The 23933-nt window shown below is 44.1% G+C and carries 23 protein-coding genes; 4 read left to right on the plus strand and 19 right to left on the minus strand.

All coding sequences use genetic code 11. The annotated features are described in order from the left end of the window. Positions 1–74: 74 nt before the first annotated feature. The 12 genes from nusB to AACT42_RS08935 form a co-directional block, all read right to left on the minus strand. Positions 75–542, minus strand: coding sequence for a transcription antitermination factor NusB (gene nusB / locus AACT42_RS08880; RefSeq protein ID WP_013856197.1), 468 nt, complete (start codon positions 540–542; stop codon positions 75–77). Next, a complete protein-coding gene (gene ribH / locus AACT42_RS08885; protein WP_026027639.1) occupies positions 542–1012 on the minus strand; it encodes a 6,7-dimethyl-8-ribityllumazine synthase in 471 nt (156 codons plus the stop codon). The genes nusB and ribH overlap by 1 nt, the downstream gene beginning before the upstream one ends. A gap of 208 nt (positions 1013–1220) precedes the next feature. Then, positions 1221–2330: a bifunctional 3,4-dihydroxy-2-butanone-4-phosphate synthase/GTP cyclohydrolase II gene (gene ribBA, locus AACT42_RS08890; RefSeq protein ID WP_013856195.1), complete on the minus strand. Its 1110-nt coding sequence runs from the start codon at positions 2328–2330 to the stop codon at positions 1221–1223. 88 nt (positions 2331–2418) lie between these two features. Further along, the gene (locus AACT42_RS08895) at positions 2419–3075 is read right to left on the minus strand and encodes a riboflavin synthase (RefSeq protein ID WP_094132479.1); all 657 of its coding nucleotides are present in this window, start codon (positions 3073–3075) and stop codon (positions 2419–2421) included. Between the two features lies 1 nt (position 3076). Continuing rightward, positions 3077–4174, minus strand: coding sequence for a bifunctional diaminohydroxyphosphoribosylaminopyrimidine deaminase/5-amino-6-(5-phosphoribosylamino)uracil reductase RibD (gene ribD / locus AACT42_RS08900; RefSeq protein ID WP_017046594.1), 1098 nt, complete (start codon positions 4172–4174; stop codon positions 3077–3079). A 6-nt stretch (positions 4175–4180) separates the two neighbouring features. Then, positions 4181–4630: a transcriptional regulator NrdR gene (gene nrdR / locus AACT42_RS08905; RefSeq protein ID WP_010320136.1), complete on the minus strand. Its 450-nt coding sequence runs from the start codon at positions 4628–4630 to the stop codon at positions 4181–4183. A gap of 131 nt (positions 4631–4761) precedes the next feature. Then, positions 4762–6012, minus strand: coding sequence for a glutamate-5-semialdehyde dehydrogenase (locus AACT42_RS08910; RefSeq protein WP_094132481.1), 1251 nt, complete (start codon positions 6010–6012; stop codon positions 4762–4764). A 13-nt stretch (positions 6013–6025) separates the two neighbouring features. Next, positions 6026–7165, minus strand: coding sequence for a glutamate 5-kinase (gene proB, locus AACT42_RS08915; protein WP_038148735.1), 1140 nt, complete (start codon positions 7163–7165; stop codon positions 6026–6028). A 122-nt stretch (positions 7166–7287) separates the two neighbouring features. Then, complete coding sequence (gene crl, locus AACT42_RS08920) at positions 7288–7677, minus strand: sigma factor-binding protein Crl (protein WP_026027640.1); 390 nt, start codon at positions 7675–7677, stop codon at positions 7288–7290. A gap of 100 nt (positions 7678–7777) precedes the next feature. Further along, positions 7778–9025 carry an esterase FrsA gene (gene frsA / locus AACT42_RS08925; RefSeq protein WP_017047326.1) on the minus strand — a complete coding sequence of 416 codons (1248 nt, stop codon included), beginning with the start codon at positions 9023–9025 and terminating at the stop codon, positions 7778–7780. Between the two features lie 89 nt (positions 9026–9114). Further along, positions 9115–9579, minus strand: a complete 465-nt coding sequence (gene tet(34), locus AACT42_RS08930) for an oxytetracycline resistance phosphoribosyltransferase domain-containing protein Tet(34) (protein WP_010320141.1) — start codon at positions 9577–9579, stop codon at positions 9115–9117. Between the two features lie 39 nt (positions 9580–9618). Continuing rightward, positions 9619–10914 (minus strand): NCS2 family permease, encoded by a 1296-nt coding sequence (locus AACT42_RS08935; protein ID WP_013856188.1) that lies wholly within the window; start codon positions 10912–10914, stop codon positions 9619–9621. Positions 10915–11800: 886 nt separating this feature from the next. On the opposite strand from AACT42_RS08935, the gene AACT42_RS08940 reads away from it, so the two are divergent. The 4 genes from AACT42_RS08940 (at position 11801) to AACT42_RS08955 (ending at position 15971) form a co-directional block, all read left to right on the plus strand. Beyond that, complete coding sequence (locus AACT42_RS08940) at positions 11801–13273, plus strand: aminoacyl-histidine dipeptidase (RefSeq protein ID WP_017046587.1); 1473 nt, start codon at positions 11801–11803, stop codon at positions 13271–13273. Between the two features lie 295 nt (positions 13274–13568). Then, the gene (locus tag AACT42_RS08945) at positions 13569–14009 is read left to right on the plus strand and encodes an ATP-dependent zinc protease family protein (RefSeq protein ID WP_019282319.1); all 441 of its coding nucleotides are present in this window, start codon (positions 13569–13571) and stop codon (positions 14007–14009) included. Beyond that, on the plus strand, positions 14009–14914 hold the full coding sequence (gene rimK / locus AACT42_RS08950; RefSeq protein WP_010320145.1) for a 30S ribosomal protein S6--L-glutamate ligase: 906 nt from the start codon (positions 14009–14011) through the stop codon (positions 14912–14914). The genes AACT42_RS08945 and rimK overlap by 1 nt, the downstream gene beginning before the upstream one ends. Continuing rightward, a complete protein-coding gene (locus tag AACT42_RS08955; protein ID WP_088718002.1) occupies positions 14874–15971 on the plus strand; it encodes a succinylglutamate desuccinylase/aspartoacylase family protein in 1098 nt (365 codons plus the stop codon). Before rimK ends, AACT42_RS08955 begins: the two co-directional genes overlap by 41 nt. 106 nt (positions 15972–16077) lie before the next feature. Here the strand turns inward: AACT42_RS08955 and AACT42_RS08960 are convergent, their stop codons facing one another. From AACT42_RS08960 to nqrF, 7 genes are all read right to left on the minus strand, one after another. Then, entirely contained in the window at positions 16078–17433 is a 1356-nt protein-coding gene (locus AACT42_RS08960; RefSeq protein ID WP_064625823.1) for a sodium-dependent transporter, read from the minus strand. A gap of 126 nt (positions 17434–17559) precedes the next feature. Next, entirely contained in the window at positions 17560–19116 is a 1557-nt protein-coding gene (locus tag AACT42_RS08965) for a diguanylate cyclase (protein ID WP_176432269.1), read from the minus strand. Positions 19117–19181: 65 nt separating this feature from the next. Next, the gene (locus AACT42_RS08970; RefSeq protein ID WP_094132485.1) at positions 19182–19925 is read right to left on the minus strand and encodes a YggN family protein; all 744 of its coding nucleotides are present in this window, start codon (positions 19923–19925) and stop codon (positions 19182–19184) included. 142 nt (positions 19926–20067) lie between these two features. Next, entirely contained in the window at positions 20068–21132 is a 1065-nt protein-coding gene (gene dinB, locus AACT42_RS08975; protein ID WP_017046582.1) for a DNA polymerase IV, read from the minus strand. Positions 21133–21248: 116 nt separating this feature from the next. Then, positions 21249–21482 carry a (Na+)-NQR maturation NqrM gene (nqrM, locus tag AACT42_RS08980; protein WP_013856179.1) on the minus strand — a complete coding sequence of 78 codons (234 nt, stop codon included), beginning with the start codon at positions 21480–21482 and terminating at the stop codon, positions 21249–21251. A gap of 8 nt (positions 21483–21490) precedes the next feature. Beyond that, positions 21491–22498, minus strand: a complete 1008-nt coding sequence (locus AACT42_RS08985; protein ID WP_094123634.1) for an FAD:protein FMN transferase — start codon at positions 22496–22498, stop codon at positions 21491–21493. Positions 22499–22676: 178 nt separating this feature from the next. Beyond that, positions 22677–23900 carry an NADH:ubiquinone reductase (Na(+)-transporting) subunit F gene (gene nqrF / locus AACT42_RS08990; protein ID WP_013856176.1) on the minus strand — a complete coding sequence of 408 codons (1224 nt, stop codon included), beginning with the start codon at positions 23898–23900 and terminating at the stop codon, positions 22677–22679. Between the last annotated feature and the right edge of the window lie 33 nt (positions 23901–23933).

The following is a 23933-nucleotide window of genomic DNA, read 5'->3' on the forward strand; positions in this document are numbered from 1 at the left end:
TTAGGGCTTTCGCGGAGAAAGATCCGTCATAAAAAAGGTCAGCGAATGCTGACCTTTTATTTTAAAACGACTTATTATTTTTTGCGTACATGTGGGGCGGCTTTATCAAGCACGCCATTCACAAATTTATGGCTATCTTCAGCAGCAAATACCTTTGCTAACTCAATCGCCTCATTGATGACCACTTTATATGGCACATCATCGCGACGAGTCATTTCGTACATGGCTAAACGAAGTAACGCCAATTCCATCATGTCTAAGTCTTGCATTGGACGAGACACGAAAGGACGCAATTTGCTATCTAGCTCTGTGTGGCTTAGCACTACACCCGTGAGTAGATCACGGAAATATGCAACGTCGGTTTCTGGAGCCGCTAACGCTGGCTCAGCAGCATGATGCTCTTCTTCATCATACTTACCACCCGAGAGGAATTGCTCTTCGATAGTGGCAACATTTTCTTTTGTAATTTGCCAAGAATAAATTGCTTGTAGCGCAAATTGACGTGCATTACGACGTGCGGCTGGTTTCACACTGGCCCCCATTAGGAATCGATTTCTGAAAGAACGTTAATCATCTCAAGCGCGCTTAGTGCAGCTTCTGCACCTTTGTTACCAGCCTTGGTTCCCGCGCGTTCAATGGCTTGATCGATGGTATCAACAGTTAGAACACCAAATGCCACTGGAAGGCTGTATTCCAGAGACACTTGCGCCAAACCTTTATTGCATTCACTGCACACATAATCAAAGTGTGGCGTACCACCACGAATCACAGTGCCAAGAGACACGATAGCGTCGTATTTACCCGTTTTTGCTACGCGTTGAGCAGTAAGAGGTAATTCGACAGCACCAGGGCAGCGAACAACAGTAATATTGTCATCGCTAACTTGTCCGTGACGCTTTAAAGTATCGATTGCACCAGAAAGCAGGCTTTCGTTAATAAAACTGTTGAAACGAGAAATAACGATAGCAATTTTTGCATTTGGTGCGGGGAAACCACCCTCGATCACTTTCATAAGCCTTCCTTTAACTATATACACAAGTGAGAATCGCCGGATTCTAGCACAATTTTGTGAGCAATATCTAATGGAAATTCGGCTTAGACGGCAAACCAAGCGGCTAATCAGCGAAATAATAAAGGAAGCGTTGGGCTTCCTTTATTGGTTTTATTACGGTGTATTTTTAAATGTGACGTTAGGTTCTAAGCGCTAAAACGAGATGGCATTATTGGCAAACATACTCAGTCACATTCAAGCCGAAACCGCCTAAAGCGTGATACTTTTTATTGGCTGAAGAGAGTAAACGCATGTCACGAACACCTAAATCCGCCAGAATTTGTGAACCAATCCCCACACGGCGTGAAGTACCTTGTTTTTTCGCTAAAGTAGGCGCTTGGCCTTTGTCTTGTTGCTCAAACATCTTAACGCGATGGATCAATAAGTCGCTCGACTCTTCATTACCTAAAATGACCAATACGCCGCCCTCTTGGCCGATACGCTGCATCGCTTTATCTAAAGTCCAACTGCGTTCAGCATTGCGATCACTGCGCAGCAAATCGGTAAAGGTATCGTGCAGATGAACTCGCACCAATGGCGCTTGACCATCCAATGTGCCTTTTTGCAATGCGTAATGGATCTGATTATCAATCACGTCGCGGTAAGTGATCAGTTCAAATTCACCGTATTCTGTCGGCAACTTGCACTGTGCAACACGCTCAATGGTCGTCTCAGTATTGTTACGGTATTCAATCAGATCAGCAATCGTACCGAGTTTTAAACCATGTTGTTCGGCAAACACTTCAAGATCAGGGCGACGCGCCATGGTGCCATCATCATTTAAAATTTCGACGATCACAGAGGCGGGCTCTAATCCCGCAAGGCGCGCCAAATCACAACCGGCTTCCGTATGCCCAGCGCGAGTTAAAACGCCCCCCTCTTGCGCAGCCAGTGGGAAAATGTGCCCAGGTTGCACTAAGTCTGAAGCTTTCGCCTCTTTCGCCACCGCAGCTTGTACCGTCACGGCGCGATCGGCCGCTGAAATGCCGGTGGTTACGCCTTCGGCCGCTTCAATCGAGACGGTAAAATTGGTGGTGTATTGAGCATTATTATCCTGCACCATAGGAGCCAAGCCTAAACGCTGACAACGAGCTTTAGTCATGGTTAAGCAGATCAGGCCACGACCAAATTTAGCCATAAAATTAATCGCTTCAGGAGTAACGTGCTCGGCGGCCATGATCAAGTCACCTTCGTTCTCACGATCTTCGTCATCCATTAAAATGACCATTTTCCCAAGACGAATATCTTCAATGATCTCTTGCGGGGTACTTATTGGCATACTCTATTTTCCTATCGCTGAACTATTTTCCGCACAGTCCCTGACTTAGATTTATCCACGACCGTGGTGGCATGGGACAATGCGCGGTTTACGCAAAACCATTTTGTTGTAAAAATGCTAAGCTAATTTTTGACTCTGGTGTCTCTTCATCTTGCTGGTTTTGCAGCAAACGCTCCATATAACGCGCGAGCACATCCACTTCCAAATTCACTTTACGCCCAACATGAAATGCATCAATGGTCGTTTCGGCAGAAGTGTGAGGCACTATGGTCAGCTTAAAGGCATTCTTTCTTAAATCATTCACAGTGAGGCTGATACCATCTACTGTAATTGAGCCTTTTTCAGCCACGTATTTATTCAATGCCGGTGGGATCGCTACCCAAAACTCTATCGAACGACCAACGGGATTACGTTCAATGATTTCACCAACACCGTCAACGTGCCCAGAAACAATGTGTCCACCAAAACGAGTGGTCGGCAACATGGCTTTTTCTAGGTTGACCTTGTCACCAACTTGATAGTGAGCAAACCCGGTTTTGTTGAGCGTTTCTAGTGAGAGATCCACTGTATATTGAGTGCTGTTATAATCTACCACGGTCAAACAGACACCATTTGTGGCAATACTATCACCAAGTTTGACATCGCTCATATCAAGATGACCGACTTTCACGGTCACACTGATGTCTTCACCTTTGGGTGTAATCGCGGCAAGTGTACCTACCGCCTCGATAATTCCTGTAAACATGCTATTTATCTTTTATTTTAGGTACGGCAATGATCCGAATATCCGGCCCAACTTGTCGTACATCTTTGATGATTAATTCTAGCGTATCCGCCATGGAAGATAGCCCCAAAGCACCAAATAGCCCCCGACCATCACTACCCATGATTTTAGGCGCTAAGTACAAAATGATCTCATCGACCAATTGGGCTTGGATCAGTGAACGAGCCAGTGTGGCACCAGCTTCTACCCAGAGATGATTCATTTGTGACTGCTCAGCTAAATAAGCTAAGGTATCCGCTAACTCAAATTGTGTCTGGTTGCTATTGAGCAATGACGTATGTTCAGTGCCAAGCACCAATACTTCACCGGAATGTTGATACAGCTTTAGACCATCATGGAGTTGGTTTTGCCTGTCAAGAATGACTCGCACTGGTTGGCGTAACTGATGTTGTGGGTAGTTTACTTGCACTGATGGAGGCAGTTCATCCCAACGCACAGTCAATGAAGCATCATCTTCAATCACTGTTTTGCTGGTCGATAAAATCCCACCCGCTTTGGCGCGAAATTTTTGCACATCTCGCCGCGCGGCCGCTGAAGTGATCCATTGACTCTGACCATTATTGAGTGCCGTTTGTCCATCAAGACTTGCGGCCATTTTCAATTGGACAAAGGGCATCCCACTTGTCATGCGTTTAATAAAACCTGGATTGAGCGCGATGGCATCCGCTTCTAACAAACCGACTTCGACTTCAATCCCAGCGTCACGCAACATTTGAATACCACGCCCAGCGACTTGAGGATTCGGATCTTGCATTGCGCAAATCACTTTCGCCACTTTGGCGTTAATCAAGCCTTCAGCGCAAGGCGGTGTACGGCCATGATGCGAGCAAGGCTCTAAAGTGACATAAGCGGTAGCGCCTTGCGCTTGCTCGTTTGCCATGCGCAAGGCGTGTACTTCGGCATGCGGCTCACCAGCACGCGCATGAAAACCTTCACCAACAATCTGCTCTCCTTGAGTGATCACGCAGCCGACATTGGGGTTAGGTTGAGTGGTAAAAACGCCACCTTTGGCAAGCTCAATGGCTCGCGACATCATTTGATAATCAAAAGGAGTAAACATAAGCGATTAATCTTCCAGCTTCGCGATTTCTTCACCAAACTCACGAATATCTTCAAAACTGCGATACACGGAGGCAAAGCGGATGTAAGCGACTTTATCGAGTACTTTGAGCTGCTCCATCACCAAGTTACCAATCATTTTACTTGGGACTTCTCGCTCACCAGTGGCTCGCAACTGAGATTTAATCATACTGATTGCAAGCTCAATCGCATCGGCGCTGACGGGGCGTTTTTCTAATGCTCGCTGTATACCACCGACCATTTTATCTTCGTTAAACGGTTCACGATTTCCATTTGATTTGATAACTCTTGGCATCAAGAGCTCGGCCGATTCAAACGTGGTAAAACGTTCATTACATGCCAAACATTGACGGCGACGGCGCACTTGATGGCCATCTGCGACAAGACGAGAATCAATCACTTTGGTGTCGTTCTCTGAACAAAAAGGACAATGCATATCACCTCCATAGCAATGAGCATCAGTGTACCGGAATTAGTACGCAAGTTGAACGCAAAAGGGGCATCAGCCCCTTTTCAATCTCTATTTTGTTAACAACCACACTTTGCGTTATCCATAACGAAAAGAACTTAACAACGTGATAAGTAATTGGCTTTGCCAACCCACTTATAACTGGTCAACTCTTCTAAGCCCATCGGCCCGCGAGCGTGCAATTTTTGGGTCGAAACGGCCACTTCAGCGCCTAAACCAAATTGAGCTCCATCGGTAAAACGCGTCGAAGCATTGACATACACTGCAGCAGAGCCCGCTGAATTAATAAACAGCTCTGCATTAAATAGGTCATTTGTCATGATCGCATCCGAATGGCTTGCATTGTGTTCACGCATATGTTCAATCGCTTGCTGCACGTCATCGACCACTTTGACGCCCAAAGTGTAACTTAGCCATTCGGTGTCAAAATCGCCCTCAACGGCCTCTCTCAACTGTTTTGCATGACTCATGCAGGCTTGGGCTTTTGGCTCGACAACGAAGGTCACTTGATCATTAAGTCGTAGCACCAGTTTTGCCAAAAATTCACTGGCAATCGCTTGATGAACCAGCAAAGTATCCAGTGCGTTGCACGCAGAAGGGCGCTGAATTTTGGCGTTTTCAATTACCTCGACTGATTTGTCTAGATCCGCCGATTGGTCAACAAAAATATGGCTAATGCCAAAACCACCAATAATCACCGGAATCGTGCTGTTTTCTTTGCACATTTTATGTAGGCTAGCGCCGCCGCGCGGAATGATCATATCAACATATTCATCAAGCTTGAGCAGCTGTGAAACCAGTTCGCGATCCGGTTTCTCAATATACTGCACCGCAGCGGCTGGAAGTTGCGCTTTTTCTAGCGCCGATTGAATAACGTTGACTAGCGCCATATTGGAGAAAAAGGTCTCTTTCCCTCCCCGTAAAATACTGGCGTTACCCGTTTTTAAACACAATGCCGCAATATCAATGGTCACATTCGGACGCGCTTCATAAATAACGCCCACCACACCTAACGGTACTCGGCGGCGAGACAATGACAATCCGTTTTCAAGCACTCGGCTATCGATTTCACTACCGACAGGGTCATTGAGATTAATCACATTACGCACGTCATTAGCAATGGCTTGCAGGCGCGATTCATTGAGCAATAGGCGATCAAGCATCGCATCGTTCAACCCGGCTTGGCGGGCCAGTTCGATATCTTGAGCATTCGCTTTTAAAATCGCGGCGCTCTGCTCCTCCAGTTCATCGGCAATGATCGCTAATGCATTGTTTTTTTGTGTCGTTGAAACGGTAGCGAGCTGGAAAGCGGCCTGTTTGGCGGCTTTACCCATTATGGTTAAATCCACTTTCTTTTCCTTACTATTCTTGGATCACAACAAGATCATCGCGATGAATGACTTCTGAGCCATAATCGTAACCTAAAATGCCTCCGATATCTTTGCTGTGTTTGCCCGCGATTTTGGCTAAGTCTTGGCTGGAATAAGCGGCGATGCCACGGGCAATTAATACGCCTTGTTTATCGGTTACTCGCGCCACTTCACCACGTGCAAAAGTACCACTGACATTCACTACCCCTTTCGCTAATAAGCTACTGCCATTCGCGACTACAGCGTTGACGGCTCCGCCATCAATGACAATGTCACCAGAAGCGGCAGGACCCGCTAAAATCCAGCGTTTGCGGTTTTCTAACGCTTCGGTACATGGCAAGAAACGGGTGCCTTGTGGCGCATCACTTAAAGAGTCAAAAATAACGTTGCTGGCACGCCCTGCGGCGATAATGACTTCAATCCCTGCACGACGAGCAATATCAGCGGCCTGAAGCTTAGTTGCCATACCTCCGGTGCCAAGCGTAGTACCACTACCCCCAGCGATTTTACGCAAGGTATCATCAATGGTTTTGACTTCTTTAATCAGTTCAGCGTTAGGATCTTTACGCGGGTCCGCGGTGAAGAGCCCTTTTTGGTCAGTGAGCAGCAATAGTTTATCGGCACCGCATAAAATACCGACCAGAGCTGATAAGTTGTCGTTGTCACCCACTTTAATTTCACTGGTTGCCACGGCATCGTTTTCGTTGACCACAGGAATAATATCGTGCTCGACCAAAGCATTAATGGTATCTCGCGCATTCAAAAAACGCTCACGATCTTCTAGATCGGCACGAGTCAGTAGCATTTGACCTATTTTAATCCCATAGATGGCAAAAAGAGATTCCCATGCTTGAATCAGTTGACTCTGCCCAACCGCAGCAAGCAACTGTTTGCTAGCCATTGCGTTGGGGAGTGCGGGGTAACCTAAGTGTTCTCGACCAGCGGCAATTGCGCCCGACGATACAATCACCACTGAGTGGCCTTGCTTTTTCAGTTCAGCACATTGACGGACAAGCTCAACCATATGAGCTCTATCTAACGCCAAAGTACCACCGGTTAATACACTGGTTCCTAGCTTCACAACGATTGTTTGAAGTTGCACCGCTTTTCCGCTTTGTTGATTCGTTGTCATGATTTCTTCTGAAATGGAAAACACATAAGAGCTGATGTTTTAGCAATCAAAGCAATAATTCACAAGTAGAAAAGGTGCTAAAAAGCACCTTTTTCATCACGAGGGTAAGGGGATAACGAAAATCAGACGAATTCAGCGGAATCTTGTGCAATCTCAACACTCAATTCAAAGCGCTCATAGAGACTCGCTACCAGTTTGGCATGAAACTCTTCTTGGGTACGTTTGACTTCAGAAAATACGGATTTAGGAATCGCGTCGGCATCCCACGCGCCAGCTAAGTTGTAACGTCCTGTATGATACTTAGCCTCAAACCCTGATTCTTTCTTAGTAAGTTCCAGCCACCAGCCCCAAAACTCTCGTTTCTCTGGGGATTTTTTGTCATTAACGCAAGACGCAAGGCAATCAAATAAGTAGTGATCCTCACGACATTGGCCTTCTCGTAAATAAGGTCCAATAGCTTTTAAAGCAGACAATAAGCGATAATGAGTCGGGGTGTGGGTCATTTCTGACATATTGACTCTCCATTTCAATGTTAAGAACGATCATTATTTTTATTAATCATATGCTTGTTACCGCATACCAATATCATGCTTAACTAATTTAGTAGAAAAGTCACCTAAATAGCTCATCTTCTAACCACTTTATCGCTAAATCGAGGGATTGCTCATATCCTTGTGTAATTGTTTTGCTTTTTATCTGTTTCGCTTTGCCATATTCACTAAAAATTGCAACTAATTGATTATCTGAATAGGGTGAAATGGGATCACCTTCTAATCCTAAAGCCAAAATCGGAACTTTAGTTCGCCTACTGGTTAAAAAACCTTGCACTTTCAGTGACCACGCTCGCATCAACCCAGCAAGGCTATTAATATCCACCACGTCTTTACCTAAACGAGACGCCAGCACATCAATATACATTTTGGGCATTTTTTTCAATTTTTCTGGCGAAGCTAAAATATCGTGGATAGGTGCGCCTAATGAAACACAAGCCTTGATTTTATCTTGCTCTAGAAAAGAGAGCCTGATCATGGAGTTACCACCAAATCGAAATCCAACAAGCCCCACTTTTCGATGATCAACCCAAGGCAAGCTTTCCAGTTCATTGAGTACGGCTTGATGCAGACATGAAGAATCTTCAGTTAAAGGCCAATGGGAGCTATGACCGATAGAGGGCATATCAATGGTTAACATCGCAATATCTCTAGGCGCGAGATAATCTCTAAACAAACGCCACATATCCGTCTGCAAACTGTCTAAACCGGCGCTAACCAAAACGACCGGATGAGGCCTATCGGTATTGGGCAAATGCAAATTAGCGACTATTTTTTTGTTCTTATAGGGTACTTCAATCTGCTTAATCACATAACGAGTCAATTTGGCCGCTTCGTTATAAGCGCTGTTTGACAGTATCTGCGCCTGTAAGGATAAATTATCATTTTTTAGATGCGGATAACCAGCAATGCTAAAGCAGAGCGACGCGGAAAAAAGTTCATTGGCCGCCTCTTCGTCTTGCTTGTCATTAGCGCGCTTTTGGTGACGCATACCCAGCTTAGTCCACTCGTATGCCCAGTTACCACTGTGATAGCCCATAACCGTATCTAGCCAATCCGCTTCGGTTCGCGAATGTTTCGAAGAGGCAATGCGGGCGAGAACTTCTTCTTGCTCTACTGGATCAACACCTTGCCATATCCACTGTAAACGCCTGAGATTTCGATACCAAACGTACCCTTCTTGCTGTTTTTTTAGGTCCAAAATTTCTTGGCTGCTTGGCATATAACGGGTCAATGCCGAGGTTTCTTGGGCTTGCTTGTATTTCTGGAACAAGGTTTCAGAAAGGTTTTGGCTGTTAGATTCAGACATAAGTCGATTCAATTGAGAGCGGTGCTCTAATAGTAATAAAAAAAATGGCCCGATAAAGGGCCATTTTCAAATAAACGCAAAGAAAAACATTACTTTTGTTTACGGTTAATCGGTTCTGCGTATTGAATCGTCATATCCCATGGCTGCTCAATCCACGTATCTTGAGCAATATCCACAACATAATCATCTAACAAGCTTACGCCAGAAGGCTTCGCACACACCGCAATCAATTTCGCTTTAGGATACATTTCACGTAGCTTACGTGCGGTATCACCACTATCGACCAAATCTTCAACAATTAAGAAACCTTCGCCGTCACCTTCAGGTGCTTTGATCACTGTCATGTCACGCTGGTGATCATGATCGTAACTTGAAATGCAAATCGTATCGACATGGCGAATACCTAATTCTCGCGCCAATATGGCACCAGGAACCAGACCACCACGGCTCACTGCCCAAATACCTTTCCATTGCTCTGCAGGCATCTGTTTTTCTGCCAATTGACGACAGTAAGTCTGCATGTTGTCCCAAGTGATAACGAATTTATTGCTCATTGTTGTAAACCTAATTATTTAAATAATCTGTGTCGTTCATTACATTGCAGAGGCGATATACTTAAAGATGAAGATGGCTGACATCACCCACACACTCATCGATACACTGCGCCCTTTGCCACTAAATAGTTTGATAGCCGCATAAGCAATGAAACCAAGAGAAATACCTTCTGCGATAGAGAATGTCAGCGGCATTAATAAACAGGTAACGACGACAGGAGCCGCTTCTGTTAAATCGCGCCAATCAATACTGACCAAACCAGAAAGCATCAAAATTGCCACGTAAAATAATGCACCAGACGTAGCGTACGCAGGGATCATTCCAGCTAATGGCGAGAAGAATAATGCAAGTAAGAACAAAATGCCAACAACGACTGCAGTCAGCCCTGTGCGCCCGCCAGCAGCAACACCCGCCACACTTTCAATGTAAGAGGTTGTGTTTGATGTACCCAGCAGGGCACCGACTGACGTAGCGGTAGAATCGGCAAGCAATGCTTTATTTAGACGTGGGATTTTACCATCTTTGCCAATCAAATCTGCCTTTTGCGCCACACCAACTAAGGTGCCAGCCGTGTCAAATAGATCGACAAACAGAAACGCAAACACCACTGAGATCATACCCACTTCAAAAACGGCGGAGAAATCAAGCTGCAAAAAAGTTGGCGCAATACTTGGTGGTGCCGACATAATGCCATGCCACTGAACGTCACCAAACACTAAACCAAGGCCAGTAACCGCAAGAATCGCGATCATTACGGCACCCTTTAAACCACGATGAACCAAAGCAATCGTCAGGAAGAAACCTATCGCACCGAGTACAGCAGGAAGAGAAGTAATTGCGCCGACAGAAACCAAAGTTGCAGGGTTATCAACCACAATGCCTGCATTTTTCAGGGCAATAAAGGCAAGAAAAAGTCCAATACCGGCCGAGATCCCCGTTCGTAATGACATCGGAATCGAACCGATGATCCACTCACGGATTTTAAAGATACTAAGAAAAATGAACAGCACACCAGAAACGAATACCGCCGCCAGCGCAACTTGCCATGTATATCCCATGCCGAGCACAACGGCGTAAGTAAAAAATGCGTTTAGCCCCATACCCGGAGCCTGTGCGATTGGGTAGTTGGCAACAAAGCCCATGATGAAACAGCCAATAGCCGCCGCAAGACACGTAGCAACAAATACTGCACCACGGTCCATGCCGGCATCCGCTAAGATCGCAGGGTTAACAAAGATAATGTATGCCATCGTGAGAAATGTCGTTATTCCTGCGATAACCTCAGTGCGCACGTTTGTGCCATATTCACTAAGTTTAAATAGCCTTTCGAGCATGATCGAGTCCTATAAGGGTAAAAAGTAAACGGTTGCGTAATCGATTGGCTGTGGATTATAGAGAGATCAGATCACAAATTCCAGATAGAATTAAGGCTGTAATATGCTTTTATTAATGGCTTATGAACCTAGTCGCGCTTCATTTCTTCAAAAAGAAAAAGCGGATTTCCATATCGTATTGCCATTGAGCCGTAAAGGAAGTGCTGAACATTGAGATAAAAAAACGCCACCTCATCTGAGGTGGCGGCGAATCATTTTAGCCAAACTGACTACAAAAAAATTCCAATATCTAGGGGGTGAACATACAGTTCAAATAACATGCTTAAAGTCTTAATAACCAAAGCTTGTTGGGTAAGCAAAGTTGCCAGTGTAAACAGACTTGTTTGTCCAGAACATTGCAGATGGTAAACCTTTCATAACTATCACCTTATAAAATCAATTGAACATAAATTTGATTTCTCGGTTCCATGGAGGCGATAAACGGACTCATCCTTTGAGCATTTTTTCTTCGCTTTCGAAGTTGGTTACAAATATACCACCAAGAAATTAAATTACAATATTTAGCGTGATAAAAATCACATAATTTTATTTTAATGATCTACATCAACAGATTTAAGTAATTAAATTACACAAATATCAGCAAAAAATGATTATTAGGCGGTAAGGGGAAGAATCTCATCGCCGATTGTGTCATCTCTTCTATACGCTACAGTCGATTTAATGTGACACCAATAAAACAATTCTCAAGCGGTGAGGCTACTCGCTGATTGTCGAGAGTGGTATGCTGTCCACCACTACAAGTCATGCTCAGATCTAGTCGATATCGCTACCAAAGAAACATTTCGCCTGTTCATGATCTGGCAAGCTCGAATAAAAGGAGTATTCCGTGTCTGAGTTCTATTCTGAAATCAGTAAATTGTCATCGGCACCCGTATGGCAATTTTTCGATAAAATCTGTTCCATTCCTCACCCGTCTAAGCATGAAGAAGCCTTAGCCCAACACATCATCCAGTGGGCGACAGAGCAGGGTTTAGCGGTACGCCGAGATCCAACCGGTAACGTTTTCATAAAAAAACCAGCGACAGCTGGCATGGAACATAAGAAAGGTGTGGTTCTACAAGCTCATATTGATATGGTGCCGCAAAAAAACGAAGACACGCAGCACGACTTTGCTAAGGACCCTATCCAACCGTATATCGATGGCGAATGGGTAACAGCCAAAGGAACCACTTTAGGTGCCGATAACGGTATGGGTATGGCAGCATGTTTGGCTGTTCTCGCGTCAAAAGAGCTCAAGCACGGCCCTATTGAGGTGTTACTGACGATTGATGAAGAAGCGGGTATGACAGGTGCTTTCGGCCTTGAAGCGGGTTGGTTAGAAGGAGAGATCCTGCTCAATACTGATTCAGAACAAGAGGGCGAAGTATATATGGGCTGTGCTGGTGGTATTGATGGCGCAATGACTTTTAATATCCAACGACAAGCCATGCCTGCTGGTTACGTAACACATCAATTGATTTTGAAAGGGTTAAAAGGAGGTCACTCTGGGTGTGACGTCCATACTGGCCGTGGGAATGCTAACAAGCTGCTGGCTCGCTTTCTTGCTAGTCACGCACAAGAACTTGATTTACGTTTGATCGAGTTTCGCGGTGGTAGCCTACGTAACGCCATTCCTCGAGAAGCGTTTGTCACCGTGGCCATTCCTGCCGAAAATGGGGTAAAACTGGATGAGCTATTTAGCACCTATACCCAGCTAGTGAAAGAAGAGCTTGGACGCGTCGAAACAGGAATTGTCACTTTCAACAACCCGCAAGAAAATGCAGAAAATGTCTTCGCTCTTGTTGATCAACAACGTTTTATTGCCGCATTAAACGCGTGTCCAAACGGTGTGATCCGGATGAGCGATGAAATTGAAGGCGTAGTTGAAACCTCATTGAATGTCGGTGTGATTACCACGCAAGAAAACTCTGTGACTGTGTTATGCCTTATTCGTTCTCTGATTGATTCAGGTCGCCAACAGGTTGAAAGCATGCTCAAATCCGTTGCTGAGCTAGCGAATGCGGAAATTGCCTTTACTGGTGCTTATCCGGGCTGGAAACCAGATGCCGATTCAGAGATCATGGCTATTTTCAGAGACATGTACCAAGGTATTTACGGTCATAAACCGAATATCATGGTGATCCATGCTGGCCTAGAATGTGGTCTTTTCAAAAAACCTTACCCAGAAATGGATATGGTTTCGTTTGGCCCAACCATTAAATTCCCTCACTCACCGGATGAGAAAGTGAAGATCGACACAGTCGACCTTTTCTGGGAGCAAATGGTTGCCCTACTAGAGCATATTCCAGCGAAAGTTTAACCCACTCTGATGTCGAATTCTTCAACCAGCGTGTAATAGCAAGTTGATGAATATCTTGCTTTGGCAGCGGAATTCGGCATCAATCCTTACCTCTTTTTCTATCAATTAATTTTATCGATAAGGCAAATTAATTTCATTAGCGCACATTTTTTGTGACTGCTAGAGTTCGCCCCCTTGAAGTTCCTAGAGTTATTCACCACACTCTCTTCAAGCGATAACACCATTTAAAAGTTGTATCGGGGATGCGGCTACTCCTTAGCGGCGTCTTACATTCTCCAAAAATATTGAAACTGCGATGAAAGAAGAAATGATTGTCGGATGGCGAGAAACTCTCAGCCTTCCAGGGTTAGGTATTGAGCAAATTAATGCCAAAGTCGATACCGGAGCCCGCACGTCGTGCTTACACGCATTTAAGGTAGAGAGCTTCATCAAGGAAGAGACTCTTTGGGTTCGCTTTTGGATCCACCCTGTGCAGCGCAATAATGACAAGGTCACAGTGTGCGAAGCTAAAGTCATTGATGAACGAATCGTCCGTGATTCCGGTGGCCATGAAGAGTCACGTTACGTTATTCAATCAGACGTTAGTTTGGGCGGCCAAACTTGGCCCATTGAAATAACGTTAACCAATCGCGAAAATATGGGTTTTCGTATGCTATTAGGTCGCACCGCAATGCACCGTCGAATTTTAGTTAATCCAACTAAATCGTTTTTAATCGCTTTCGAGGAGAGCAAATAATGAAAATTGGTATTCTGTCACGTAATGCTTCGTTGTATTCAACCAAGCGTCTGATTGAAGCGTGTAAAAGCCGTGGCCACCAAGTCAAAGTGATTGATGGGCTGCGTTGCTATATGAATATCAATTCTGAAAAACCCGAAATTCACTTTAAAGGTGAAGAGTTAGCGGGTTTTGATGCAGTCATTCCTCGTATTGGTGCATCCGTTACGTTTTACGGTACTGCGGTATTACGCCAATTTGAAATGATGGGGGTTTATCCCGTCAATGAATCTGTGGCTATTAGCCGTTCCAGAGATAAACTTCGCTCAATGCAGCTATTGTCTCGTCGCGGCATTGGTATGCCAATTACTGGTTTCGCCAGCAAACCCGATGATGTCAAAGACTTACTCGACATGGTCGGAGGAGCACCGGTAGTAATTAAATTACTTGAAGGAACTCAAGGCATCGGTGTAGTGTTAGCGGAAACACGCAAAGCAGCAGAAAGTGTGATCGAAGCGTTCATGGGCTTGAAAGCCAATATCATGGTGCAAGAGTACATCAAAGAGGCTGGTGGCGCCGATATTCGCTGTTTCGTTATTGGCGACAAAGTTATCGCAGCCATGAAACGGCAAGGTGCCGATGGTGAGTTTCGCTCTAACCTACACCGCGGCGGAACGGCCTCTTTGGTAAAAATCACCCCTCTAGAACGTAAGACGGCTATCGATGCGGCGAAGATTATGGGTCTCAATGTTGCGGGTGTGGATCTTTTGCGATCGGAACGTGGCCCATTAGTGATGGAAGTCAATTCATCGCCAGGTCTTGAAGGTATTGAAGCCGCTACTGGTAAAGATATCGCCGGGTTGATTGTCGAATTTATTGAAAAAAATGCGGCAACGAAAGGGACAAAAACACGTGGCAAAGGTTAGGAAAAACACAGCATTTCATTTCCTGGGGGATTCAGTTCCCCCAGGAACGCGCAAGGCAATGGAGCTAGAAGCGGCTAAGCTTTATACACACTCGCCACTCTCTATCCCTATCGAAATCATTAATGGAATATCCACTGGCCCAACCTTAATGGTCAATGCCGCCATCCATGGTGATGAACTGAACGGCGTTGAAATAGTCCGTCAACTGATCAACTCCATCGACCCGCAAAAACTAAAAGGGACACTGATTGTTGTCCCCATCGTCAATGCCTTTGGCTTTATTCATAAATCTCGCTACCTTCCTGATCGACGCGATCTCAATCGCTGCTTCCCTGGAAGTGAAACTGGCTCCCTCGCCTCTCGCATTGCACATACTTTCTTTTCCCAAGTCGCTTTACGTTGTGATTATATCATTGACCTGCATACTGGTGCTATTCATCGCACGAATTTGCCACAAATCCGCGCCGATCTCACTAATCCTGAAACCTTGCGTATTGCCCAAGCATTTGCAACCCCAGTGATCATCGACTCTCCACTGCGTAATGGCTCGCTCAGAAGTGAAGCGGAGAAATCAGGCATCACAGTATTAACTTATGAAGCAGGTGAAGCGCTAAAATTTGAACCTATTGCCATCAATGCGGGTATTGTCGGTGTGAAACGCACCATGCAAGCAATTGGTATGATGCGCAAAAGTCGCAAGGCCGTACCGACATCGATCATCGCAAAATCAACCAGTTGGCTCAGAGCCGAGAGCGATGGCATCTTGCGCACTGTGGTGACGCTTGGTGACAAGGTCGAAAAAGGACAAGTGCTTGCCTATATCAACTCACCGCTTGGTCATGTCGAAGTCGAATTAAGAGCCAATAAGGGGGGTATTGTGATTGGCCAACAAACTCTGCCTCTTGTTAATGAAGGAGATGCCGTATTCCATCTCGCCTACTTCTCGCAAAGCGATGAGATGGTTGAGCAGGTCGTGGGCGATTTTATTGAAGAGGTCGCAGACAGCGATTTAGAACCTCTGACCACGGGACACTTGATGCCACCGTCGATGGTCTAAATAGTCGATAACTCTAAACAATAGAGACACATAAGTTCAATAATAAAGCCCTTATTCAAAGGGCTTTATTATGTTTAAGCATGAGTGGGATGAAGAAAGTAACTCATTAACCGAACGAAGCCCAAATCACCGTAGCCACTAATACAGGGCAGACAAATTTCACATACCAAGGCCAGATTTTACCAAACCAACCCAATTGGAACTCAGGGAAACCTTGCTCTAACTCTTTGACCTTCGAGTGACGACGCCATACCCAACCGCCAAATAGGCAGAACATCAGCGCTGCTGTCGGCTGCAAATATTGCGTCGCAACCGTTGCCACTAAGCCAAATAGCGCACCAAAATTATAAACAATAACGACACTGACTAGCGCAATTAACGCGCCTAATACCCAGCTTGTTGGTGCGCGTTTCGTATTAAAACGCTCGCTGACTAAGGCTACAGGGCATTCCAGCATAGAGATAGAAGAGGTTAACGCGGCGATCGTCAGTAAAGTGAAAAATACGATAGCAAACACCTGCCCCATCCAACCAAGGCTATCAAACATCAATGGCAACACGGTAAAAACGAGCGTATCTGAATTTAGTAAAGAACCGTCAGCGGCATAGATTTCCACCCCTTTATGCATCGCAACAAACATCGCAGGCAACACAACAAGGCCAGCAATGAAAGCCACGGCGGTATCAACTAAAGTCACATTTAGTGCCATCTTCGGCAGGTTTTCTTGCTTACTCAGATAAGATCCGTAAATCAACATCGAGCAGCCACCAATGGTTAATGAGAAGAAACCTTGCCCCATTGCCGCCAGTAAGAGATGTCTGTCAAACACCTTTGAAAAATCAGGGACTAAATAGTGTTGTAAACCTTCCATCGCTCCAGTTTGCATCATGATGTAAACAAACAGCACACCAAACAGTACAAACAATGCAGGCATTAAACGCGTTGACCATTTTTCAATCCCGTCTTTAACACCACCTTGCACGATTAGAATCGTCAAAATATAAAACACTAAGGTTCCGAATAAGTTACGCTCAACACTAAACCCTTTCAACCAAGCTGTGATTTCCACAAAACCCAATAACTCTGTCATCGCACCGAGTAAAAAGCAGATTAGCCAGCCACCGACGATGCTGTAAAACGCCAGTACCGCACTCGGAACACTCAAACCAATCCAACCGACAAAGCCACCGACCATTTTACCTAGTGGATGAGGCGTTAATGAGCGCATGCTATCAACAGGGTTTGCTTGCCCAAAACGGCCTATCGCCATTTCAACCACTAACATAGGGAAGGCAACGACCATGATCATCACCAAATAAACCAATAAGAATGCGCCGCCGCCGTTGCTTGCCGCTTGGGTTGGAAAGCCCCAAATATTACCTAGGCCAACTGCCGCACCCGCCGCCGCAAGAATAAAACCAAGACGTGAACCAAAATGTTCACGAGAATCAGACTGTGTCATACCACTCACACAAATATCAATAGACTAGTTAGCTAGTACAGTAATATAGGCAATCAAATAGAGCAATTCCACTGCTTATTTATTAAACAAGCATTGCAAAAATAAACAGAATTTACTGCGTAAAGATTATTGAACAGGCAATGTTAACGGGAGATTAGAGGTGAATTTTTGCACGAGATAACGACCTCTTCCTTGTGCTTTGACTGCATAAAGTGCTCTATCAGCCACATGAAAGAAATCTAGATAGTGATTCAACTGTGGGGTATCAATTTCAACCCCTCCAACACTAATTGAAAGCGTCTTCTTAGCCGGGGAAAATTGGTGGGTAATGCGCAGTGATTCAACCGATTCGATCAGTCGTTTAGCATAAGCTTGACCATCAATTTCGATGTCGCTTGCCAAAACTACACAAAACTCTTCTCCACCAAAGCGAGCAACCAGTTTTTCACCGCCAAAATCCAATTTTTTTAAGCTAGTCGCAACAGATTTCAATGCTTCATCACCCTCTAAGTGGCCGTAGTGATCATTGAACAATTTAAAATAGTCAATATCGATTAAAAACAATACGATATATCTAAATTGATAATCAACAATATAGCTTTTAAAGACCTTTTCTAAACGACGGCGGTTCGCAATACGTGTGAGTGGATCGTGCTCTGATTGCCATTTTAGTTCACGCCGACTGGTTTCCAGCTCCCATACTATTTGGTTCATCGTACGCGAAAACTCTTTCATTTCCTTCGATATGAAGGATCGCTCACTAGGCATCTTTCCACCCGATGCTTTAAATTGATCCAGTACTTGATTGGCATCATTGATTGGCTTGACTACTTTATTCGCTACAACTAAGTTCAAGAAAAACATTAGGATAGAGAATGAAGCAAGCCCAGACAGCTCCTGCCATTGAATAAACGGTGGGACTTTAACGGTATGACTTACTTTAATCAACACAGTAAGACGATTGCGATAATCAAGCATTTCAAGGTAAGAGATATTATCTTCATGTAGCGCTGCAACGGTTTGATCATTAAGACTTTTGATCAGCATCACTTCCACATTTACCCCAGTTGCAATCACAAGCTCATTGATAAACTGTCCACTGATCCTTTTTAAAAAAAGTAAATAACCTTTGTCGCATTCCTTTGCGTCACTATTACAAACCCGAGAGGTTGCAACGATAAAAGGTTTGTCGTCTATCACGATAAAACTGAGATTCGGTTTGATGGAATCTTTTGGTGCTTTCATCGCGTCCGCTAAAATATCACCAAAATTATATCGAATCGCATCATAACTGGCTTCATGGCCAGTCTCATAGTCGTAGCGCTGGCCCCAAACTAATTGCACATCTGGATTAAAAATAAAAAGACCGTCTAATGACTTGGATTCAAAGGTGTGAGTACCAATACTGTCGCGAATAAAATCATCATTAGGCTTAGCAATAAAATCGGCCATTTCATTCCATGCGGCATAATCAGCCAATGATGCCCCCATGTCCGTTTTTTGCATATTAAGAACAGTTCGAACTCGGTTAACCTCACCTCGTTGCAAGGAAAGAGCATCTTCAACGGCGCGATCATAAGACCACATAAACTTAAATAGCAGATAACACAAAATAAACAGCACAACGAAGGCTATTGAAACTAATGCTGTTAACCGTCTCAAACTAAAATTATTAAACAACATCCATACCAGTAAATTAACCTAACATCATAGAGACAAATAAAGAGCACCGAATGTGCTCTTTAAGTTTAGATGGTAAAGACTTGATAATCTTTTAATACTGGTATTTTTTGGTGCAGTTGTTGCTCCTGCTCAACCATATCATCAAGAGACTCACAAAAATCACGACTCTCTTTTTGAATTGTGGCGGCGTTTTCTTGAATTCGCTCGGCTAACTTAACTTTTAAGTCCGCCATTGTATCGGTCAATTTTGTGATGTTTAAGCCACCCTCTTCTCTCATTTTCAGTGAAAGGGCATCGAAGGCACCGGATATAAACTCTTTGTTAAATAAAGCTTTCGCTTTTTCAAAATCATCGGCCCAAGTTTGCGTCATTGATTCAAAAGTCTGCGCAGGGAGAACCAGCTCACCATCTTTGTAATAACGAGATTCAATATTGGCAAAAAAAGCGGCTATGGATTGCTTGGCGCTATCGAAGGCGTTGGGAGATTCAATACTTTTCGCAACATCATCCAAAATATCATTCGCCAACGCTAAGCCATCACTCGCCATCTGTTTTACTTTAGGCAATGAGGCATTCATGCTTTCTCTATACTGCTCAAGGGCCGTTTTCTGCTCACTGTCGAGTTCCATCTTTTCACCACGGATATAGAGATTATTCTGTTTATCTATCAAAACAGTGTCGGTGCTCGTTTTAAGAATTTCAACCTTATCACCATCAAGGTGAACTTCATGGTTCACATCAACTCGGCACTGCGCTGCCCACAAAGGGGAGCTCAACAACATTAAAGTGACTAACACTACTTTTTTCATTGTTTTCTCTCATCGATCGTTTTATGACTAACCATATCAGGTGTGGATATTTGATGAGTTAGTATTTCTCGCTAGCAATATAAATGATTTCAACCTAAAAACCGTCAATTTAATGACATAAATGTTAGTTTGTTTCACTAATTTAAAAAAAACTGAGCTGCTTATTGAGCATTTCTGGCTTTAACATCACCTGTAAACCAAGTAAGCGAATTTCTCGCCCATTTTGCCGCAACAAAATATTCTCCAAAAGGGTTCGAAAATCATTGAGCTCTAACTGTGGATGAAGATGCTCAATCGTCGTAAGTTGAAAATCGGCAAACTTGACTTTGATCCCTTGTTTGACAATCGACCCATCAACACTCGCTCTGTCTAACCTCGCTTTTATCTCTGGATAGAGATGATGTTCAATCACCTGCCAGCACTCTTCATAACTTGAGATATTTTGACTAAATGTTCTTTCGACACCTAATGATTTGCGCTCCCTCTCTGTCACGACTTCGCGATTATCAATTCCATGACTTTTCTTCCATAGTGAAGCGCCTAATCTGCCAAAGTTACGAAGTAGCTCTCGATAGTCCGTTAGCTTGATATCTTCACACTTATAAAAACCCGCTTGGTGCAACTTTTCCAGACTAACCTTACCGACACCGGGTATTTTCTCTAGCGGCAATGAATCGACCACCTGCTGTACTTTATCGGGTGGTATTACAAATTGGCCGTTAGGCTTATTCATATCAGAGGCCACTTTAGCCAAAAATTTTACAGGTGCTACACCTGCAGAGGCGGTCAGTTGGAGTTCGTTGTGAATATCATGGCGAATGGCTTGAGCTATCAATGTTGCGCTTCCTTGACATAGCGGTGAATCACTCACATCAAGAAATGCTTCATCTAATGATAACGGCTCAATAATGGAAGTATAACGTTCGAATATCTGTCGGATTTGAATGGAGATAGCTTTGTATACCGACATTCGCCCCGGAACGACCAGCAGATTGGGGCATAATTTTAAAGCTTGAGCGGTCGGCATAGCGGAACGAACGCCAAATTTCCTCGCTTCATAATTGCAAGTACTTAACACACCACGCTGCTTTTCATGACCACCAACGGCTAGAGGGCGATGCCTATATTCGGGGTTATCACGCATTTCTACCGCAGCGTAGAAACAATCCATATCAATATGGATAATTTTTTTGATTTTATTTTCCAATTCAAAGCCATCAAAAGACTGTATACATAAACAGTATATTCTTGGTTTCTATGGATTGAAATGAATTGCTTTTAAAAATTAAAGAGCCTGCACAAAACAGGCTCTTTAATCGTAGCTCAGGCGATACGATCTTTTTCCCAATGCGCTAACTTTTCAGCTCTTGCTGCGGCCTTAGCTTCGCGTTTTTTACGTGCATCACAAGGCTCTGGGCAATTACACACTTTTTCAATGCCAACAGCACCTAATCCACCACAGCTGCCTTTGACTACTTTCTTTTGAAAGACATAGCCAACCGCCATCGCGGCAATGACACACAGAAATACACTGAATGTAATGAAAAAAGTATTCATAACTTAACTCACTTTTTATTTAGAAATGGCTTAAATGCGCTGGAGGCAATCTCTTCAAAACCTTGTTCTGTTTTCACAATCATGAACACAGGAATATTGTATTGCTCTGCAACCTCAATACCTTTCGTCTCTCCTAGTACCATTAATCCAGTCGCTAGGCCATCTGCCGTCATTGAAGATGCGTCCAAAACGGTAACCGATACCACTTTATTATGGATGGGTTTTCCAGTGATTGGATTGATAATGTGAGAATAACGCACACCATCTTGTTCAAAATAATTGCGGTAATCACCTGAAGTGGCAATTGCCAGATCACCAGGTTCAATGATCTCTTGAGCGGTACGTTCATCAACTGTCGGTTTTTCTATGGCGATTCGCCAAGCTACGCCTTCTCGATTTACGCCTTTTAAGCGCATCTCACCACCGACTTCAACCATGTAATTGGCAATGCCTTGTGATTGAATGTAGTCAGCGACCACGTCGACTCCCCATCCTTTCGCAATAGTTGAAAGGTCCACATAGAGATTAGGAAGATCTTTACTTAACGTAGTGTCGGTTGCGCTAAGATGCTCAATACCTATATTGTTTTTACGCTCAGCCAATTCAGCATCGCTTGGCACCACATCAGGACGAGCTTCAGGGCCAAAACCCCATAGGTTAACCAAAGGACCAACAGTGACATCCAATGCACCTAAAGTAAGACCGTTAAGACGCAGCGCTTCTTTCACCACGATTGCGGTTTGAGAAGAAACCGTAAAAGGTTCCGTTCCTTGATATTGATTAAAACGGCTGAGCTCGGAATCTTTACGATAGGTCGACATTTGATCGTTCACTTCTTCCAATAACCGATCAACTTCCTTTTGGAGAGCCTCCGAGCTAGGGATACCTTCAGCTTTCAGGTACTTAATATTGTAAGTCGTGCCCATAGTAGGGCCACTGAGATGAACTTGCTCAACCGATTTTTCACAACCCGCCAAGATGAATAGAGAAGCTAACGCAACAAGCCATTTTTTCACTTGTTTACTCCTAAAAATGAAAGTGAATATAGAAAAGAAGTGGTTATAGAAAAGAAATTCCTACACCTATTTTCTATGTTAACTGAGTTGGAATTCAAAGCCACAAGGCAAAACTAAAACTAAAAAAACAATGGCTGACTCATCAGAGCCAGCCATAGGTTTTACTTACTTCAGTGAATTAACCACCGAAGTCATCAAGAAGGATGTTCTCATCTTCTACACCAAGGTTTTTCAGCATGCCAATCACAGCCGCATTCATCATCGGTGGACCACACATGTAGTATTCACAATCTTCAGGCGCTTCATGGTCTTTCAGATAGTTTTCATACAATACATTGTGGATGAAACCTGTGTATCCATCCCAGTTATCTTCAGGCATTGGATCAGAAAGCGCACAGTGCCATACGAAATTCGAGTTTTCAGCTGCAAGGCCGTCAAAATCTTCAACGTAGAACATCTCACGCTTAGAGCGCGCACCATACCAGTAAGACATTTTACGGGTAGATTTTAAACGCTTAAGCTGATCGAAGATGTGTGAGCGCATTGGAGCCATGCCCGCACCACCACCGATAAAGACCATTTCTGCATCCGTATCTTTGGCAAAGAACTCACCAAATGGACCAGAAATAGTACATTTATCACCTTCTTTCAGTGACCAAATGTAAGAAGACATCTGACCCGGTGGCACATTGGGATTATTAGGCGGCGGCGTAGCAATACGCACGTTTAGCATAATAATACCGAACTCTTCAGGGTAATTCGCCATTGAGTAAGCACGAATAATATCTTCATCAACTTTTGACTCGTAGCGGAACAGGTTAAATTTGTCCCAATCGCCACGATACTCTTCTGGCACGTCAAAATCTGAATATTTGATGTGGTGTGCTGGCGCTTCGATCTGAATGTAACCACCAGCACGGAAAGGTACTGACTCGCCATCAGGGATCTGAAGTTTAAGCTCTTTAATGAAGGTGGCTTTGTTGTCGTTAGAGATAACGGTACATTCCCACTTTTTAACACCAAAAATTTCTTCAGGAAGTTCAATATCCATGTCTGTTTTCACAGCCACTTGACACGCTAAACGTTCACCCTCACGAGCTTCACCTTTAGTAATGTGATCAAGTTCAGTAGGAAGAATATCACCACCACCAGATTTCACTTTTACACGGCATTGACCACAAGAGCCGCCACCACCACACGCCGATGATACAAAGACACCAGAACCTGCAAGTACGCTCAGTAGCTTACCACCTGGATTAGTCACAATAGACTTATCTGCATCACCGTTAATTGAAATTGTAATGTCGCCTGTTGGAACTAGCTTAGATTTAGCAAATAAAATTACCAAAACGAGTGCTAGAACAATCAGGGTAAACATCACTACACCAAGAATAATGTCCATTGACTATTCCTTAATTGTTGCGGTTTACCCGAC

Source organism: Vibrio sp. V15_P4S5T153, from assembly GCF_963874485.1.
GTDB classification, from domain to species: Bacteria; Pseudomonadota; Gammaproteobacteria; order Enterobacterales; family Vibrionaceae; genus Vibrio; species Vibrio anguillarum.